Origin of the sequence: Pseudomonas sp. GZD-222, assembly GCF_049310525.1 — a bacterium.
Lineage (GTDB): Bacteria > Pseudomonadota > Gammaproteobacteria > Pseudomonadales > Pseudomonadaceae > Aquipseudomonas.
This window is the reverse complement of sequence record NZ_JBMOWO010000104.1, coordinates 1-16,580: the sequence shown is the minus strand read 5'-3', so window position 1 is coordinate 16,580 and position 16,580 is coordinate 1. Positions and strand designations below refer to the sequence as shown.

At 59.4% G+C, this 16,580-nt stretch carries 13 protein-coding genes; 12 read left to right on the top strand and 1 reads right to left on the bottom strand.

Annotated elements, in window-relative coordinates:
• Positions 1 to 8: 8 nt before the first annotated feature.
• The 5 genes from rpsD to bfr all read left to right on the top strand — a co-directional run bounded on the left by rpsD (position 9) and on the right by bfr (position 4,333).
• Complete coding sequence (rpsD, locus tag ACO6VD_RS19475) at positions 9 to 629, top strand: 30S ribosomal protein S4 (RefSeq protein WP_400171209.1); 621 nt, start codon at positions 9 to 11, stop codon at positions 627 to 629.
• Positions 630 to 651: 22 nt separating this feature from the next.
• On the top strand, positions 652 to 1,653 hold the full coding sequence (locus tag ACO6VD_RS19470) for a DNA-directed RNA polymerase subunit alpha (RefSeq protein WP_003186012.1): 1,002 nt from the start codon (positions 652 to 654) through the stop codon (positions 1,651 to 1,653).
• A gap of 42 nt (positions 1,654 to 1,695) precedes the next feature.
• Complete coding sequence (rplQ, locus tag ACO6VD_RS19465; protein WP_002555463.1) at positions 1,696 to 2,082, top strand: 50S ribosomal protein L17; 387 nt, start codon at positions 1,696 to 1,698, stop codon at positions 2,080 to 2,082.
• 182 nt (positions 2,083 to 2,264) lie between these two features.
• Positions 2,265 to 3,713: a catalase gene (locus ACO6VD_RS19460; protein ID WP_422421396.1), complete on the top strand. Its 1,449-nt coding sequence runs from the start codon at positions 2,265 to 2,267 to the stop codon at positions 3,711 to 3,713.
• Positions 3,714 to 3,868: 155 nt separating this feature from the next.
• Positions 3,869 to 4,333 (top strand): bacterioferritin, encoded by a 465-nt coding sequence (bfr, locus tag ACO6VD_RS19455; RefSeq protein ID WP_400171211.1) that lies wholly within the window; start codon positions 3,869 to 3,871, stop codon positions 4,331 to 4,333.
• A gap of 139 nt (positions 4,334 to 4,472) precedes the next feature.
• Here bfr and uvrA read toward each other — a convergent pair whose 3' ends face one another.
• Positions 4,473 to 7,307, bottom strand: a complete 2,835-nt coding sequence (gene uvrA, locus ACO6VD_RS19450; protein ID WP_400171212.1) for an excinuclease ABC subunit UvrA — start codon at positions 7,305 to 7,307, stop codon at positions 4,473 to 4,475.
• Positions 7,308 to 7,436: 129 nt separating this feature from the next.
• On the opposite strand from uvrA, the gene ACO6VD_RS19445 reads away from it, so the two are divergent.
• The 7 genes from ACO6VD_RS19445 (at position 7,437) to fdhE (ending at position 16,474) form a co-directional block, all read left to right on the top strand.
• Positions 7,437 to 8,831, top strand: coding sequence for an MFS transporter (locus ACO6VD_RS19445; protein ID WP_422421394.1), 1,395 nt, complete (start codon positions 7,437 to 7,439; stop codon positions 8,829 to 8,831).
• 9 nt (positions 8,832 to 8,840) lie between these two features.
• The gene (locus ACO6VD_RS19440) at positions 8,841 to 9,359 is read left to right on the top strand and encodes a single-stranded DNA-binding protein (RefSeq protein ID WP_038606199.1); all 519 of its coding nucleotides are present in this window, start codon (positions 8,841 to 8,843) and stop codon (positions 9,357 to 9,359) included.
• Between the two features lie 366 nt (positions 9,360 to 9,725).
• Positions 9,726 to 10,172 carry a hypothetical protein gene (locus ACO6VD_RS19435; RefSeq protein WP_422421391.1) on the top strand — a complete coding sequence of 149 codons (447 nt, stop codon included), beginning with the start codon at positions 9,726 to 9,728 and terminating at the stop codon, positions 10,170 to 10,172.
• 705 nt (positions 10,173 to 10,877) lie between these two features.
• Positions 10,878 to 13,943, top strand: a complete 3,066-nt coding sequence (gene fdnG / locus ACO6VD_RS19430; RefSeq protein ID WP_422421390.1) for a formate dehydrogenase-N subunit alpha — start codon at positions 10,878 to 10,880, stop codon at positions 13,941 to 13,943.
• Positions 13,943 to 14,893: a formate dehydrogenase subunit beta gene (fdxH, locus tag ACO6VD_RS19425; protein ID WP_422421388.1), complete on the top strand. Its 951-nt coding sequence runs from the start codon at positions 13,943 to 13,945 to the stop codon at positions 14,891 to 14,893. Before fdnG ends, fdxH begins: the two co-directional genes overlap by 1 nt.
• Positions 14,890 to 15,543: a formate dehydrogenase subunit gamma gene (locus ACO6VD_RS19420; RefSeq protein ID WP_400171219.1), complete on the top strand. Its 654-nt coding sequence runs from the start codon at positions 14,890 to 14,892 to the stop codon at positions 15,541 to 15,543. Before fdxH ends, ACO6VD_RS19420 begins: the two co-directional genes overlap by 4 nt.
• Before the next feature lie 4 nt (positions 15,544 to 15,547).
• Positions 15,548 to 16,474, top strand: coding sequence for a formate dehydrogenase accessory protein FdhE (gene fdhE, locus ACO6VD_RS19415; protein WP_422421387.1), 927 nt, complete (start codon positions 15,548 to 15,550; stop codon positions 16,472 to 16,474).
• The last annotated feature ends 106 nt before the right edge of the window (positions 16,475 to 16,580 follow it).

Sequence of the window (16,580 nt, the reverse complement as noted above, 5' to 3'; positions counted from 1 at the left end):
ACAGATAAATGGCACGTTACATTGGTCCAAAATGCAAACTGTCTCGTCGTGAAGGCACCGATCTGTTCCTGAAGAGCGGCGTTCGCGCTCTGGAATCGAAGTGCAACATCGAAGCAGCCCCAGGTATCCACGGCCAGCGCCGTGGCCGTCAGTCCGACTACGGCACCCAGCTGCGCGAGAAACAAAAAGTACGTCGCATCTATGGCGTTCTCGAGCGTCAGTTCAGCGGTTACTACAAGGAAGCAGCCTCCAAGAAGGGTGCAACCGGCGAGAACCTGCTGCAGCTGCTCGAATGCCGTCTGGATAACGTCGTTTATCGTATGGGCTTTGGCGCTACTCGTGCCGAATCCCGTCAGCTGGTTTCGCACAAAGCGATCAGCATTAACGGCAAGACTGTAAACATTCCGTCCTACCAAGTTCGTCCGGGTGACGTGGTCGCGGTTCGCGAGAAGTCGATGAACCAGCTGCGCATTGTTCAAGCCCTTGAACTGTGCGCCCAGCGTGGCCGCGTTGAGTGGGTAGATGTGGATACTGCCAAGAAGTCGGGCGTTTTCAAGAACGTTCCAGCTCGCAGTGACCTGTCCGCCGACATCAACGAAAGCCTGATTGTCGAGCTCTACTCCAAGTAAGGGCTAGAAAATAGGTGCATCCATGCAGATTTCGGTAAATGAGTTCCTGACGCCCCGCCATATTGATGTGCAGGTCGTCAGTCCAACCCGCGCTAAAATCACGCTCGAGCCTCTCGAGCGTGGCTTTGGCCATACCCTGGGCAACGCGCTGCGCCGCATCCTGTTGTCCTCTATGCCTGGCTGTGCAGTAGTCGAGGCCGAGATTGACGGTGTACTCCATGAGTACTCGGCAATCGAAGGTGTACAGGAAGACGTCATTGAAATCCTGTTGAACCTGAAAGGCCTGGCTATCAAACTGCACGGTCGTGACGAAGTTACGCTGACCTTGTCGAAAAAGGGTTCGGGGGTGGTTACCGCTGCCGATATTCAGCTGGATCATGATGTCGAGATCGTTAACCCCGATCACGTAATCGCTAACCTGGCGTCTAACGGCGCCCTGAACATGAAGCTCACCGTAGCTCGTGGTCGTGGTTATGAGCCGGCCGATTCGCGTCAGAGCGATGAAGACGAAAGCCGCAGCATTGGTCGCTTGCAGCTCGACTCTTCGTTCAGCCCGGTTCGCCGTATCGCATACGTGGTGGAAAACGCCCGTGTCGAGCAGCGTACTAACCTGGACAAGCTGGTTATTGATCTGGAAACCAACGGTACCCTGGATCCTGAAGAGGCTATCCGTCGTGCTGCAACCATCCTGCAACAGCAGCTGGCTGCGTTCGTCGACCTCAAAGGTGACAGCGAACCTGTGGTAGTCGAACAGGAAGACGAGATCGATCCGATCCTGCTTCGTCCGGTTGACGATCTGGAATTGACCGTGCGTTCGGCCAACTGCCTTAAGGCGGAGAACATTTACTACATCGGCGATCTGATTCAGCGCACCGAAGTAGAACTGTTGAAGACTCCGAACCTGGGCAAGAAGTCCCTGACTGAAATCAAGGACGTTCTGGCCTCCCGTGGTCTGTCCCTCGGCATGCGCCTCGACAACTGGCCGCCTGCAAGTCTTAAGAAAGACGACAAGGCGACTGCCTGATCGTCGTAATCACCGAACGTAGTGTTTGGTAAGGAATGAATCATGCGTCATCGTAAAAGTGGACGTCACCTGAGCCGTACCAGCTCTCACCGCAAGGCTATGTTCCAGAACATGGCGGTGTCGCTGTTCGAGCACGAGCTGATCAAAACTACCCTGCCGAAAGCCAAGGAACTGCGCCGCGTTGCCGAGCCGCTGATCACCCTGGCCAAGGAAGACAGCGTAGCTAACCGTCGCCTGGCTTTCGACCGTACCCGTTCGAAAGAAATCGTTGGTAAGCTGTTCAACGATCTGGGCAAGCGCTATGCCACCCGTCAGGGCGGCTACCTGCGTATCCTCAAGTGCGGCTTCCGCGCTGGCGATAACGCACCAATGGCGTACGTCGAGCTGGTTGATCGTCCTGTCGGTGGCTCGGTAGAAGCTGCTGAATAAGACGTCAGTCTGAAACAAGAAACCGGGCCTAGTGCCCGGTTTTTTGTGCCTGCATACATTGTAATAATCTATTGATCTGAGTCAGTTAATGAATTTGTTGCTGTCATAGTTCTGGTCGATACTCAATCCAGGCCGATTAGCCGGCAGTTTGAGACCGAAAAGGACCGATAGGGAGATAGCGCATGAGCCAGACCAAGATACTGACCACCGCCAGCGGTGCACCGGTTGTCGACAACCAGAACTCACGCTCCGCAGGGCCGCGGGGGCCGTTGTTGCTGGATGACTTCCACCTGCTTGAGAAACTCGCCCACTTCAATCGCGAGAACATTCCTGAGCGTCGCGTGCACGCCAAAGGCTCGGGTGCCTATGGCACCTTCACGGTTACCCGGGATATTTCCGGGTACAGCTACGCCAAACTGTTCAGCACCGTCGGCAAACAGACCGAAACCTTCCTGCGCTTCTCTACTGTGGGTGGCGAGCGTGGTTCGGCAGATACCGAGCGTGATCCGCGCGGTTTCGCCCTGAAGTTCTACACCGAGGAAGGCAACTGGGACATCGTTGGTAACAACACCCCGGTGTTCTTCATTCGTGATCCGCTGAAATTCCCCGACTTTATCCACACCCAGAAACGTCTGCCGCAAAGCAACCTGAAAAGCGCGCAGATGATGTGGGACTTCTGGTCGCATTCGCCTGAAGCATTGCACCAGGTCACCATCCTGTTCTCGGACCGCGGCATTCCAGACGGTTACCGTCACATGCACGGCTTTGGCAGCCACACTTACAGCCTGATCAATGCCGACGGTCAGCGCACCTGGGTCAAATGGCACTTCAAGACCAAGCAGGGCATCAAGAACCTGGCGCCCGCCGACGCAGCGCGTCTGGCCGGGACTGATCCGGATTACGCCCAACGTGATCTGTTCGAGGCCATCGAGCGCGGCGACTTCCCGAAATGGGCAGTGTGCATCCAGGTGATGAGCGAGGAAGAAGCGGCCAGCCGCGACGAGAACCCCTTTGACGTGACCAAGACCTGGTCGCAGAAGGACTACCCGTTGATCGAGATCGGCGAGCTGGAGCTGAACCGCAACCCGCTGAACTACTTCGCGGAGGTCGAGCAAGCTGCATTCGGGCCGAGCAACATGATCCCAGGTGTCGGTCTGTCGCCTGATCGCATGCTCCAGGGCCGCGTGTTTGCCTACGCAGACGCACACCGCTACCGCGTCGGTACCAACCATCAGCAATTGCCAGTAAATGCCCCACGCAGCCCGGTGAACACCTACCAGCGTGATGGCAGCATGGCGTTTGGCAGCAACGGTGGTGCGGCGCCGAACTACGAGCCCAACAGCTACGGCAATGCGCCGAAGCAGGCGCCGCAGTTTGCCGAACCGGCGCTTGAGCTCAACGGTGTGGCTGATCGCTACGATCACCGCGAAGACACTGACTACTACAGCCACGCCGGTGCACTGTTCCGCTTGATGAACGCCGAGCAGAAAGCCCTGCTGATCAGCAACATTGCCGGTGCGATGGCGGGGGTTTCCGAGGATGTCGTCCAGCGTCAGTTGCAGCACTTTTTCAAGGCCGATCCGGCCTATGCAGAGGGGATTGCCAAGGCTTTGGGCATAAATCTCGCCTAAGTCGAAGTGATAAGAAGAACCGCCCTCATTTGGGCGGTTTTTCAATGAATATCACTACCGTTTACCCGCTTTTTTGCACTTTTTTGCCTAATTCCAAGTGACCTTACGATGATCCTGGTTCAAACTATGACTTTCACACAGGGAGAGGCAGGGCGATGCAAGGTCACCCGGACGTAATCGATTACCTCAACACGTTGCTGACGGGCGAACTGGCGGCACGTGACCAATATTTCATCCATTCGCGGATGTACGAAGACTGGGGCTTGAGCAAGCTCTACGAGCGTATCAACCACGAGATGGAAGAAGAAACCCAACACGCTGATGCCCTGATGCGTCGTATCCTCATGCTCGAAGGCACCCCACGCATGCGCCCGGATGATCTGGACGTTGGTGCGACTGTGCCAGACATGATCGCCGCCGACCTGCGCCTGGAGTACAAGGTACGCGCCGCGCTGTGCAAAGGTATCGAGCTGTGCGAACTGCACAAGGACTACATCAGTCGCGACATTCTGCGCCTGCAACTGGCCGACACCGAAGAAGATCACACCTACTGGCTGGAAAAGCAGCAGGGTCTGATCAAGTCCATCGGCCTGGAAAACTACCTGCAATCGCAGATGTAATTTCCCGGTACAAAAAGAAGCCCCGCCAGTGCGGGGCTTTTTTTGTTAGGTGATTCTCTCGGTGGGAGCGGGCTTGCCCCGCGATGCGATGTGATAGACACACCGTAATCGCGGGACAAGCCGGCTCCCACAGTGATCCTCAGGCCCGGTCACGCTCCAGCAGCGGCTTGAGGTAGTAGCCTGTGTAGGACTGCTTCATCTCGGCGACTTCTTCCGGTGTGCCGCAGCCAATGATCTGCCCACCCTTGGAGCCGCCCTCAGGTCCCAGGTCGACAATCCAGTCGGCAGTCTTGATCACGTCCAGGTTGTGCTCGATCACCACCACAGTGTTGCCGTGGTCGCGCAGACGGTGCAGTACATCGAGCAACTGCTGGATATCCGCAAAGTGCAGGCCGGTGGTCGGCTCGTCGAGGATGTACAGGGTCTTGCCGGTATCGCGCTTGGACAGCTCGCGAGACAATTTGACCCGCTGCGCTTCACCACCGGAGAGGGTGGTCGCCGACTGCCCCAGCTTGATGTACGACAGGCCGACATCCATCAGGGTTTGCAGCTTGCGCGCCAGGGCCGGCACCGCGTCGAAGAACTCGCGGGCTTCCTCGATGGTCATTTCCAGGACCTCGTGGATGTTCTTGCCCTTGTACTTGATCTCCAGGGTTTCGCGGTTGTAGCGCTTGCTCTTGCACACGTCACAGGGCACGTAGATATCTGGCAGGAAGTGCATTTCGACCTTGATCAGACCGTCACCCTGACACGCCTCGCAACGTCCGCCTTTGACGTTGAAGGAGAAACGCCCCGGACCGTAGCCACGGGAACGGGATTCCGGAACACCTGAGAACAGCTCACGGATCGGCGTGAACAGGCCGGTGTAGGTCGCCGGGTTCGAGCGTGGCGTACGGCCGATCGGGCTCTGATCGATGTCCACCACCTTGTCCAGGTGCTGCAGGCCGTCACAGCTGTCGTGTGGCGCCGCCTCCAGGGTACTGGCGCCATTCAGGGCCGTGGCACTGAGCGGGAACAGGGTGTTGTTGATCAGGGTCGATTTGCCCGAGCCGGACACGCCGGTCACACAGGTCAGCAGGCCGATCGGGATGTCCAGGTCGACATTCTGCAGGTTGTTGCCACGTGCACCCTTGAGCTTGAGCGAGAGCTTCTTGTTGCGCGGCGTGCGTTTGGCCGGTACGGCAATTTTCACCCGTCCGGACAGGTACTTGCCGGTCAGCGAGTCAGGATGGGCCATGACATCGGCTGGCGTGCCTTCGGCGACGATCTGACCGCCATGCACGCCGGCACCGGGGCCGATATCCACCACGTAGTCGGCCAGGCGAATGGCATCTTCGTCGTGTTCGACGACGATCACCGTGTTGCCGATGTCGCGCAGGTGGTTGAGGGTGGCCAGCAGGCGGTCGTTGTCGCGTTGGTGCAGGCCAATGGACGGCTCATCGAGGATGTACATCACCCCGACCAGGCCGGCGCCGATCTGGCTGGCCAGACGGATACGCTGGGCTTCACCACCGGACAGGGTATCGGCGCTACGGTCGAGGGTCAGGTAGTCGAGGCCGACATTGACCAGGAACTGCAGGCGCTCACAGATTTCCTTGAGAATCTTGTCGGCAATTTCACCGCGCCGCCCGGTCAGCTTCAGGCCGCCAAAGTAGGTGCTGGCATCACCGATTGGCAGGTTGGTGACAGCGGGCAGGGTCTTTTCGCCAACCCAGACGTGCCGCGCCTCACGGCGCAAACGCGTGCCACGGCAATCCGGGCAGGGTTGGGTGCTGAGGAACTTGGCCAGTTCTTCGCGCACGGTGGCCGACTCGGTCTCGCGGTAGCGACGCTCCAGGTTCGGCACGATGCCTTCGAACGGGTGCGAGCGCTTGACGATGTCGCCGCGGTCGTTGAGGTACTTGAAGTCAACGTTCTGTTTGCCACTGCCGTGCAGGATGACCTTCTGCTGTTCGGCCGGTAGTTCGCCGAAGGGCACTTCGAGGCTGAAGTCATAGTGCGCGGCCAGTGAGCCGAGCATCTGGAAGTAATAGACGTTACGCCGGTCCCAGCCGCGAATCGCACCTTCGGCCAGGGTCAGTTCGCTATTGACCAGGCGCTTGGTGTCGAAGAACTGTTTGACCCCCAGCCCGTCACAGGTCGGGCAGGCGCCGGCCGGGTTGTTGAAGGAGAACAGCTTGGGTTCCAGCTCGCTGATCGCATGGCCGCAAATAGGGCAGGCAAAGCGCGCCGAGAAGATCATCTCTTCGAACGGCTCGTCGTCCATCGAGCCCACCAGGGCAATGCCGTCGGCCAGCTTCAGCGCGGTCTCAAAGGATTCGGCCAGTCGTTGCTGTAGGTCTTCACGGACTTTGAAGCGGTCCACTACCACTTCGATGGTGTGCTTTTTCTGTTTATCCAGCTTGGGCAGCTCATCAAGCTCGAACAACTTGCCGTTGACCCGCGCGCGGACGAAACCTTGGGCGCGCAGCTCATCGAAGACCGCCAGGTGTTCGCCCTTGCGCTCGCGAATCACCGGGGCCAGCAGCATCAGTTTGCTGCCTTCGGGCTGGGCCAGCACCAGGTCGACCATCTGGCTGACGGTCTGCGCCTCCAGCGGGATGTCGTGGTCCGGGCAGCGTGGAGTACCGACGCGGGCGTAGAGCAGGCGCAGGTAGTCATAGATCTCGGTGATGGTGCCGACGGTCGAACGCGGGTTGTGCGAGGTCGACTTCTGCTCGATGGAAATCGCTGGCGACAGTCCTTCGATGGTGTCGACGTCAGGTTTTTCCATCATCGACAGGAACTGCCGGGCATACGCTGACAGCGACTCGACGTAGCGGCGCTGGCCTTCGGCGTACAGGGTATCGAAGGCCAGCGATGACTTGCCGGAACCGGACAGGCCGGTAATAACGATCAGCTTGTCCCGGGGCAAGGTCAGGTCGATGTTCTTCAGGTTGTGGGTCCGTGCCCCACGAATCAGGATCTTGTCCACTGCGGCCTCGCTTGGCGGGCATAAACGGTTGAGTATACGGCTCCCTGCCAGTACGCGGCAAAGCGTCACGTATATGCCGTTATGCGATGGGACTGGTAGAATCGCCGCCGGTTCACACGAGGTTTATCCATGCACGATCCCCACAGCGAACGCATGAGTGGCAGCGAAACCCGCGCCGCAGGCGGCCTGGCCATGGTGTTCGCCTTCCGTATGCTGGGCATGTTCATGGTCCTGCCGGTGCTGGCGACCTATGGCATGGACCTGGCTGGCGCCACCCCGGCGCTGATTGGCCTGGCCATTGGTGCCTATGGCCTGACCCAGGCATTCCTGCAGATTCCGTTCGGGGTCATTTCCGATCGCATTGGTCGCCGTCCGGTGATTTACCTGGGCCTGGTGATCTTTGCCCTGGGCAGCGTGCTGGCGGCTCAGGCCGACTCTATCTGGGGGGTGATTGCCGGACGTATCCTGCAAGGTGCCGGTGCTATTTCGGCGGCAGTGATGGCGCTGCTTTCGGACCTGACCCGCGAGCAACACCGGACCAAGGCCATGGCCATGATTGGCATGAGCATCGGTTTGTCGTTTGCCGTGGCCATGGTGGTCGGACCCTTGCTGACCCGTGCCTTCGGTTTGTCCGGGCTGTTCCTGGCCACGGCGGCCATGGCGGTGGTCGGTATGGCCCTGATCGCTTTCGTCGTGCCAGCGTCGCATGGGGCGTTGCAGCACCGTGAGTCTGGCGTCGCCAAGCAGGCCCTCGGGCCGACCTTGCGCCATCCCGACCTGCTGCGCCTGGATGTCGGCATCTTCGTCCTGCATGCGATCCTGATGGCCAGTTTCGTTGCCTTGCCGTTGGCGCTGGTCGAACGTGGCGGCCTGCCCAAGGAAGAGCATTGGTGGGTATACCTGACCGCCTTGCTGGTCTCATTTTTTGCAATGATCCCGTTCATCATCTACGGCGAAAAAAAGCGCAAGATGAAACGTGTCCTGCTGGGCGCGGTCAGTGTTTTAGTGCTGACCGAGCTGTATTTCTGGCTGTCGGCAGACAACTTGCACGAACTGGTGATAGGCACCGTGATATTCTTTACTGCCTTCAACCTGCTGGAGGCATCCTTGCCTTCGCTGGTGAGCAAGGTGTCGCCCGCCGGCGGCAAGGGCACGGCCATGGGGGTGTATTCCACCAGCCAGTTCCTTGGTGCCGCGCTGGGAGGAATTCTCGGTGGCTGGTTGTTCCAGCACGGTGGCTTGAACACAGTGTTCCTGGGCTGTGCAGCCCTGTGTGCAGTGTGGTGGATCGTTGCCTTGAGCATGCGTGAGCCACCGTACGTGACCAGCCTGCGCATGCCGTTGTCGGCCGAGGCGGTCCGCGAAGCGGGACTGACCGAACGGCTGTTGGCCGTACCGGGTGTGACCGACGCAGTGGTGGTGGCCGATGAGTCCGCCATCTATATCAAACTTGATACACAAATTTTGGATCGCACGACCCTGGAGCGCCTGGTAAACCCGGCCTCCGCAGCGTGCGAAGCCTAGGAGAACGTTATGGCCCGTGGGGTTAACAAAGTCATTCTGGTCGGTACTTGCGGTCAGGATCCCGAAGTCCGCTACCTGCCCAACGGTAACGCCGTGACCAACCTGAGCCTGGCTACCAGCGAGCAGTGGACCGACAAGCAAACTGGCCAGAAGGTCGAGCGCACCGAGTGGCACCGCGTTTCGATGTTCGGCAAGGTTGCCGAGATCGCCGGCGAGTACCTGCGCAAAGGTTCGCAGGTCTACATCGAAGGCAAGCTGCAGACCCGCGAGTGGGAAAAAGACGGCATCAAGCGTTACACCACCGAAATCATCGTCGACATGCAGGGCACCATGCAGCTGCTCGGCGGTCGTCCGCAGAACCAGGATGGTTCCCAGCCGCAGGGTGGTGGCAACAACTACAACCAGGCGCCACGCCAGCAGGCTCCACGCCCGCAGCAGTCGGCACCGCAGCAGCGCCCAGCGCCGCAACAGGCCGCGCCGCAGCCAGCTCCGGATTTCGACAGCTTTGATGACGATATTCCGTTCTGACGAGCACCTTAGCGAAAACTGTAAAGTTTTCCTTGAAGAACCCCGCGCTTGCGGGGTTTTTTCATTTTCAGCGTGTGAAAAATCCCGTCATGGTCTTCTATTTGTTTCACACCATGTGAAAACGTAAATTATGGAGGTGTGATGGATATATCCATGCGTAGGTTCATTGGGGCCGATGGCGAGCGGTATGCGGTACTGGTCGATACCCTCTTGAGAAAAATTCCGATTCAGTCGGTACGACTTCAGCACCTCTCCAAGCGCTCGTTTGAGTTCCGTTCGCATTTCAACAACTCGCAAAGGGAACGATGAAGCCGTGTCGAAGCGCTTAGTACTATGCTATATCTAGTATATTTCGGGGGCGCGGACATGTTTCTGACCTACCAGCAAGCGAAAGTCGATCAGTTTGGGCTTTTTGGAGATGACCCCACGACGTGGAGCTACGTAGAGCACAACATTCATCGCCCTTGGTTCTATGTGGTTACTACGGACCAAGACGAAGATTTTCCCCTGCATTCCATGTTGATGATCAGTAATGATCAGTTGCTGCGAGCACTCGTGGATAGTCAGAGGGATGGTTTGCTGCTGGAAAGCGTATTGCTCGTTAGCCCAGATCACGTTAACAAGTCTGGGCGATGGATGATGGAGCCTCTAGAAGCGATTACACGTTTTGAGTCTTCTGTGGGGGTTGCCTACGCTTACCAGGTTCTCGGTAATCGGACCTATCTCTACGGGGATACAGAGGTCGCTGCTCAGGAGGGCGCTCAATGCGAAACGTGGTTCAGCATATCCATGCTTTCTGGAGCCTCCCTGTAATATAGGGATTTAGCGCATTGGCCCTTAAATTCGATGTTACCTCAGGGTGATCGCTGTTCTTTTCAACGAGATCGGCGGTGCCATCGAAAAGGGCGCTGAGATAACAGCCAAGCAGTTTATTTTCACGAGCCTCCGGTCAGCGAGCGGCCTTTTGCCGCTTTTTCGCCATAGCCTGCGCCTAAATCATGCGGATGGCTGGTGGTGTTGCCGACTCCGTTGGGGGCAATAGAGAGGGCGGTATTGTGTTGGCTGAGTACGTGGTTGTAGCATGTCACAGTACCTGCTGAATTCATCAGGAAGGTAGCTGCCCTTTAGCAGCAGCGACGCGAATCATGATTGAGGTCGCGTCTGCAAACGTAAAGAATTTAGGTTCGTTGGGGCCTAAATTTGACAGGAATTTTTACGATTTCTGAGAAAGACCTTAGATATCATGGCTTTATCGCAAGCGTTAGGTTTCTAGGTGCTCATTACCTTTTTGATTCATACTGCTGACCGCTACATCCACAAAACGCCCGGTGCCTTGCACCGGGCGTTTTGCTTTATGCCTGATCAGGACGTGGCAATGTGCCGCCAGTCCGCTTTCATCGTGCCTCCGGAAATCTTGACTACAGTATCAACTGGTGACTGCTGTAAACGTCGCCACCGTGATCGTTCAAGAGACGCCGGCAACGTCCCGCGCGTCCACCACCTGATCAGGAGTGCACGATGGATCTCAACCGTCGGCAGTTCTTCAAGGTCGCCGCAATCGGCCTTGGAGGCTCGAGCCTGGCGGCGTTGGGCATGGCCCCGACGCCCGCCTTCGCCGAGCAGGTGCGTCACTTCAAGCTGGCGCATACCAAAGAAGCCCGTAACACCTGTCCTTACTGTTCGGTCGGCTGCGGCTTGATCATGTACAGCCAGGGTGATGCGGCCAAGAACGTCGCGCAGAACATCATCCATATCGAAGGCGACGCCGACCATCCAGTGAACCGCGGCACGCTGTGCCCGAAAGGCGCCGGCCTGCTCGATTTTATCCACAGCCCCAACCGCCTGCAGTATCCGCAGGTGCGCAAGCCGGGCAGCAAGGAATGGACCCGGGTGTCCTGGGATGAGGCGCTGGATCGCATTGCCGATCTGATGAAGACCGATCGCGACGCCAATTTCATCGAGAAGAACGTCCAGGGCCAGACGGTCAATCGCTGGCTGAGCGTAGGCTTTCTGGCCGCTTCGGCTTCCTCTAACGAAGCCGGCTACATGACCCACAAGGTCGTTCGCAGTCTGGGCATGCTGGGGTTCGATAACCAGGCACGTGTCTGACATGGCCCGACGGTGGCAAGTCTTGCCCCGACGTACGGCCGTGGAGCCATGACCAACCACTGGACCGATATCGCTAACGCGAATCTGATCCTGGTGATGGGTGGCAACGCTGCAGAAGCCCATCCCTGTGGCTTCAAATGGGTAACCGAGGCCAAAGCGCACAACAAGGCCCGGCTGATCGTGGTCGACCCGCGTTTTACCCGAACCGCTTCGGTGGCCGACTATTACGCGCCGATCCGCACCGGCACGGATATCGCCTTCATGGGCGGGCTGATCAATTACCTGCTGACTGAAGACAAGATTCAGCACGAGTACGTGCGTAACTACACCGACGTGTCGTTCATCGTCAAAGCCGGTTATGGCTTTGAGGATGGTCTGTTCAGCGGCTACGACGCCGACAAGCGCAGCTACACCGACAAGTCCGGTTGGGGCTATGAACTCGGTGAAGACGGTTTTGCCAAGGTCGATCCGACCCTGCAGGACCCACAGTGCGTCTACCAGCTGATGAAGCAGCACTACAGCCGCTACACCGCGGAGCTGGCCAGTCAGATCTGCGGCATGCCGGTCGATAGCATGCGCAAGGTCTGGGAAGAGATCGCCACCTGCTCGCAACCGGGCAAGACCATGACGATCCTCTATGCCCTGGGCTGGACCCAGCACTCGATCGGCTCGCAGATCATCCGCAGTGCGGCCATGGTCCAGTTGTTGCTGGGTAACGTCGGCATGCCGGGTGGCGGGGTCAACGCCCTGCGCGGTCACTCCAATATCCAGGGCCTGACCGACCTTGGCCTGTTGTCCAATCTGCTGCCGGGCTACCTGACATTACCGTCGGACGCTGAACAGGACTACGACACCTACATTGCCAAGCGCGCGCCCAAGCCGCTGCGGCCAGGGCAATTGTCCTACTGGCAGAACTACGGCAAGTTCCATGTCAGCCTGATGAAGGCCTGGTATGGCGCCAATGCCACGGCTGAAAACCATTGGGGCTTTGAGTACCTGCCGAAGCTGGATATTCCGGGCTACGACGTGTTGAAGATGTTCGACATGATGGCCAAAGACCAGGTCAACGGTTACTTCTGCCAGGGCTTCAACCCGATTGCCGCCTTGCCTGACAAGAACCGCGTCACCGCCGCGTTGAGCAAGCTCAAGTGGCTGGTGGTGATGGACCCGCTGGCCACCGAGACCTCGGAGTTCTGGCGCAACGCCGGGCCGTACAACGATGTCGATTCGGCGAATGTGCAAACCGAAGTCATCCGCTTGCCCACCACCTGCTTTGCCGAGGAAGACGGCTCGCTGGTCAACAGCAGCCGCTGGTTGCAATGGCACTGGAAAGGCGCCGAAGGCCCTGGCCAGGCGCGTACCGACGTGTGGATCATGAGTGCGCTGTTCCTGCGTCTGCGCGAGCGTTATCAACGCGAAGGCGGGGCCTGGGCCGAGTCGATCCTCAAGCTCAACTGGCCGTACAAAGTGCCCGATGAGCCGACACCGGAAGAAATCGCCAAGGAGTTCAACGGTTACGCCGTGGCGGATGTCACCGATGCCAGTGGCGCGACGATCAAGGCCGGGCAGCAGTTGGCCGGCTTCGCCCAGCTCAAGGACGATGGCAGTACCGCCTCCGGCTGCTGGATTTTCTGTGGCAGCTGGACCGAGCAGGGCAACCAGATGGCCCGGCGCGACAATGCCGATCCGTTCGGCATGAAGCAAAACCTCGGCTGGGCGTGGGCGTGGCCTGCGAACCGGCGGATTCTCTACAACCGCGCCTCGGCGGACGTGCAGGGCAAACCCTGGTCGCCGCACAAGCGTCTGGTGTGGTGGAACGGCAAGGCCTGGGGCGGTACCGACGTGCCGGACTTCAAGGCCGACGTGGCACCGGAAGCGGGGATGAACCCGTTCATCATGAACCCCGAAGGTGTGGCGCGCTTCTTTGCCCTGGACAAGATGGCCGAAGGGCCGTTCCCGGAACATTACGAGCCGTTCGAAACGCCTATCGGGGTCAACCCGTTGCACCCGAACAACAAGAAGGCCACCAGCAACCCGGCAGGCAGGGTGTTCGATTCGGTCTGGGGCACCCTGGGGCAAGCCAAGGACTTCCCTTATGCCGCCACGACCTACCGGTTGACCGAGCACTTCCACTTCTGGACCAAGCATTGTCCGATCAACGCGGTAACCCAGCCGGAGCAGTTCGTCGAAATCGGCGAAGTGCTGGCCAAGGAGAAGGGCATTGCCGCAGGCGACCGGGTGCGCGTCACCTGCAAGCGCGGGCATATCGAGGCGGTGGCAGTGGTGACCAAGCGGATTCGTCCGCTGCAAGTCAACAACCAGACCGTGCACCAAATCGGTATCCCGTTGCACTGGGGCTTTACCGGAGTGACCCGGCACGGCTACCTGACCAACACCCTGGTGCCGTTCCTCGGTGACGGTAATACCCAAACGCCGGAATCCAAGTCGTTCCTGGTCAACGTGGAGAAAATCTGATGGCTAGCCAAGACATCATCGCCCGTTCGGCCACCACCACGACGCCTTCGTCGATCCGGCATCAGGAGGAGGTCGCCAAGCTCATCGACACCACCAAGTGCATCGGCTGCAAGGCGTGCCAGGTGGCCTGTTCGGAATGGAACGAGTTGCGTGACGACGTGGGGCACAACTACGGCACCTACGATAACCCGCATGATCTGAGCGCACAGACCTGGACCCTGATGCGCTTTACCGAGCATGAAAACACCGAGGGCAACCTGGAGTGGCTGATCCGCAAGGATGGTTGCATGCACTGCGCCGATCCCGGTTGCCTGAAGGCCTGCCCGAGCCCGGGGGCGATCATCAAGCACGCCAACGGTATCGTCGACTTCAATCAGGACCACTGCATCGGTTGCGGCTACTGCATCACCGGTTGCCCGTTCAACATCCCGCGGATCTCGCAGAAGGACCACAAAGCCTACAAGTGCACCCTGTGTTCCGACCGCGTGTCGGTGGGACTGGAGCCGGCCTGTGTGAAGACCTGCCCGACCGGGGCGATCGTGTTCGGCACCAAGGAGGACATGAAGGAGCACGCCGCCGAGCGCATCGTCGACCTCAAATCGCGGGGCTTCGACAATGCCGGTCTGTATGACCCCGACGGCGTTGGCGGCACCCATGTGATGTACGTGCTGCACCACGCCGATCAGCCGAAGCTGTATGCCGGCCTGCCGGATCAACCGGTGATCAGCCCGCTGGTGGGGCTGTGGAAAGGGGTGAGCAAGCCGCTGGCGCTGCTGGCCATGGGCGCGGCGGTGCTGGCCGGGTTCTTCCACTATGTGCGCATCGGCCCCAACCGGGTCGAAGAGGACGAGCACCCGAGTGCGCCCGATACCAGCGTGCATGTGGTCGACCCGGCGGTGCATGTCTATGACCCGCACAAACCGGGTGGGCAAGGGGAGGAGCGGCCATGAAAGACAAACCCATCCTGCGCTACAACGCCAACGAGCGTACCAACCACTGGCTGGTGGCGATCCTCTTCATCATGGCCGCACTGTCGGGGCTGGCGCTGTTTCACCCGGCGCTGTTCTGGCTCAGCCATCTGTTCGGCGGCGGGCCGTGGACGCGCATCCTGCACCCGTTCATGGGTGTGTTGATGTTCGTGTTCTTTCTGTTCCTGGTGTTGCGCTTCTGGCGGGCGAATTTTTTTATCGCCAATGATCGCCTGTGGCTCAGGCGCATCGACCGGGTGATGCGCAACGAAGAGGAGGGCGTGCCGCCGATCGGCAAGTACAACCCCGGGCAGAAGCTGCTGTTCTGGACCCTGCTGCTGTGCATGCTGGTACTGTTGCTCAGTGGGGTGGTGATCTGGCGGGCCTGGTTCAGCCAGTACTTCGATATCGGCTCGATTCGCCTGGCGACCCTGCTGCACGCCCTGGCGGCGTTCGTGCTGGTGCTGAGCATCATTGTGCACATCTATGCCGGTGTCTGGATCAAGGGCTCGGTCGGCGCCATGCTGCATGGCTGGGTCAGTCGCGCCTGGGCGAAAAAGCACCATGAGCTATGGTATCGGGAAGTGACCCGCGAAGACCCACCGGACTCGCAGATCAGCAAAAAAGGATGACCACTTGAGCACCATTCTTGAACCAGGGCAGATCGAAGCGGCGGCCAGCACGCCGCCGTTTCTCTACTTGCCACCTGCGAACCTGTTCGCGTTGCGTGCGGCGCGTCTGGACACCCTCGCCGAGGGCAATGCGCTGGGCGACTACTTGCGCCTGATTGCCGGCCTGTGCCGCATTCAGCAAAGTCTGCTCGACCAGCCACCGGTGGCGGCACCGGCCGAGACGGAGCGCCAGCGTCTGTGTGTGGAACACGGATTGCCACCGCTGGCCGCCGAGAGCCTGGTGCGTGAAGGGCAGTGGCTGGCGTATCTCGATGCCTTGCTGCTGCGCTATCCAACACCTGTCAGCGCCGAGTTGCTGAACGCCGTACGCGATTTGCAGGCGTCCACTGTCGAGCAACGCAAACTCTGGGGCATCGCCTTGCTTACCGGGCAGTTCAGTGCGGTGCCGGCAGCGCTGGTGCCGTTTCTCGGTGCTGCCTTGCAGGTTGCCTGGAGCCATTGGTTACTGAGCCTTCCGAACACCGAACTCAAGGCCCGCGACAGCCTCTGTCAGTGCCCGGCTTGCGGGTCGCCGCCGATGGCCGGGGTGATCCGTCACCGTGGCAAGTACAACGGCCTGCGCTACCTGGTGTGCTCGCTGTGCGCCTGTGAGTGGCATGTGGTGCGGGTCAAGTGCGTCTACTGTGAGCAGAGCAAAGGGCTGACCTACTTCAACCTCGAGGATGATCGCCATGCTGCCGGCAAGGCGCCGTTGCGTGCCGAGTGCTGTCCGGGGTGCAAGAGCTATCTGAAGCAGCTCTACCTGGAATGCGACTCCGAGGCAGAAGCCTTGTCTGCTGACCTGGCGAGCCTGGCGCTGGACCTGCGCCTGGATCAGGAGGGCTATCAACGGCTGGCGCCGAACCTGATGCTAGCGCCGGGAGGGGAGTGAGCCCAGGGTCTACACTCAGGGTTTGTGTGGTATCAATCGCGGGGCAAGCCCGCTCCCACGGTGGGAGCGGGCTTGCCCCACAATGAGGCCACCCGGTCTAACACTC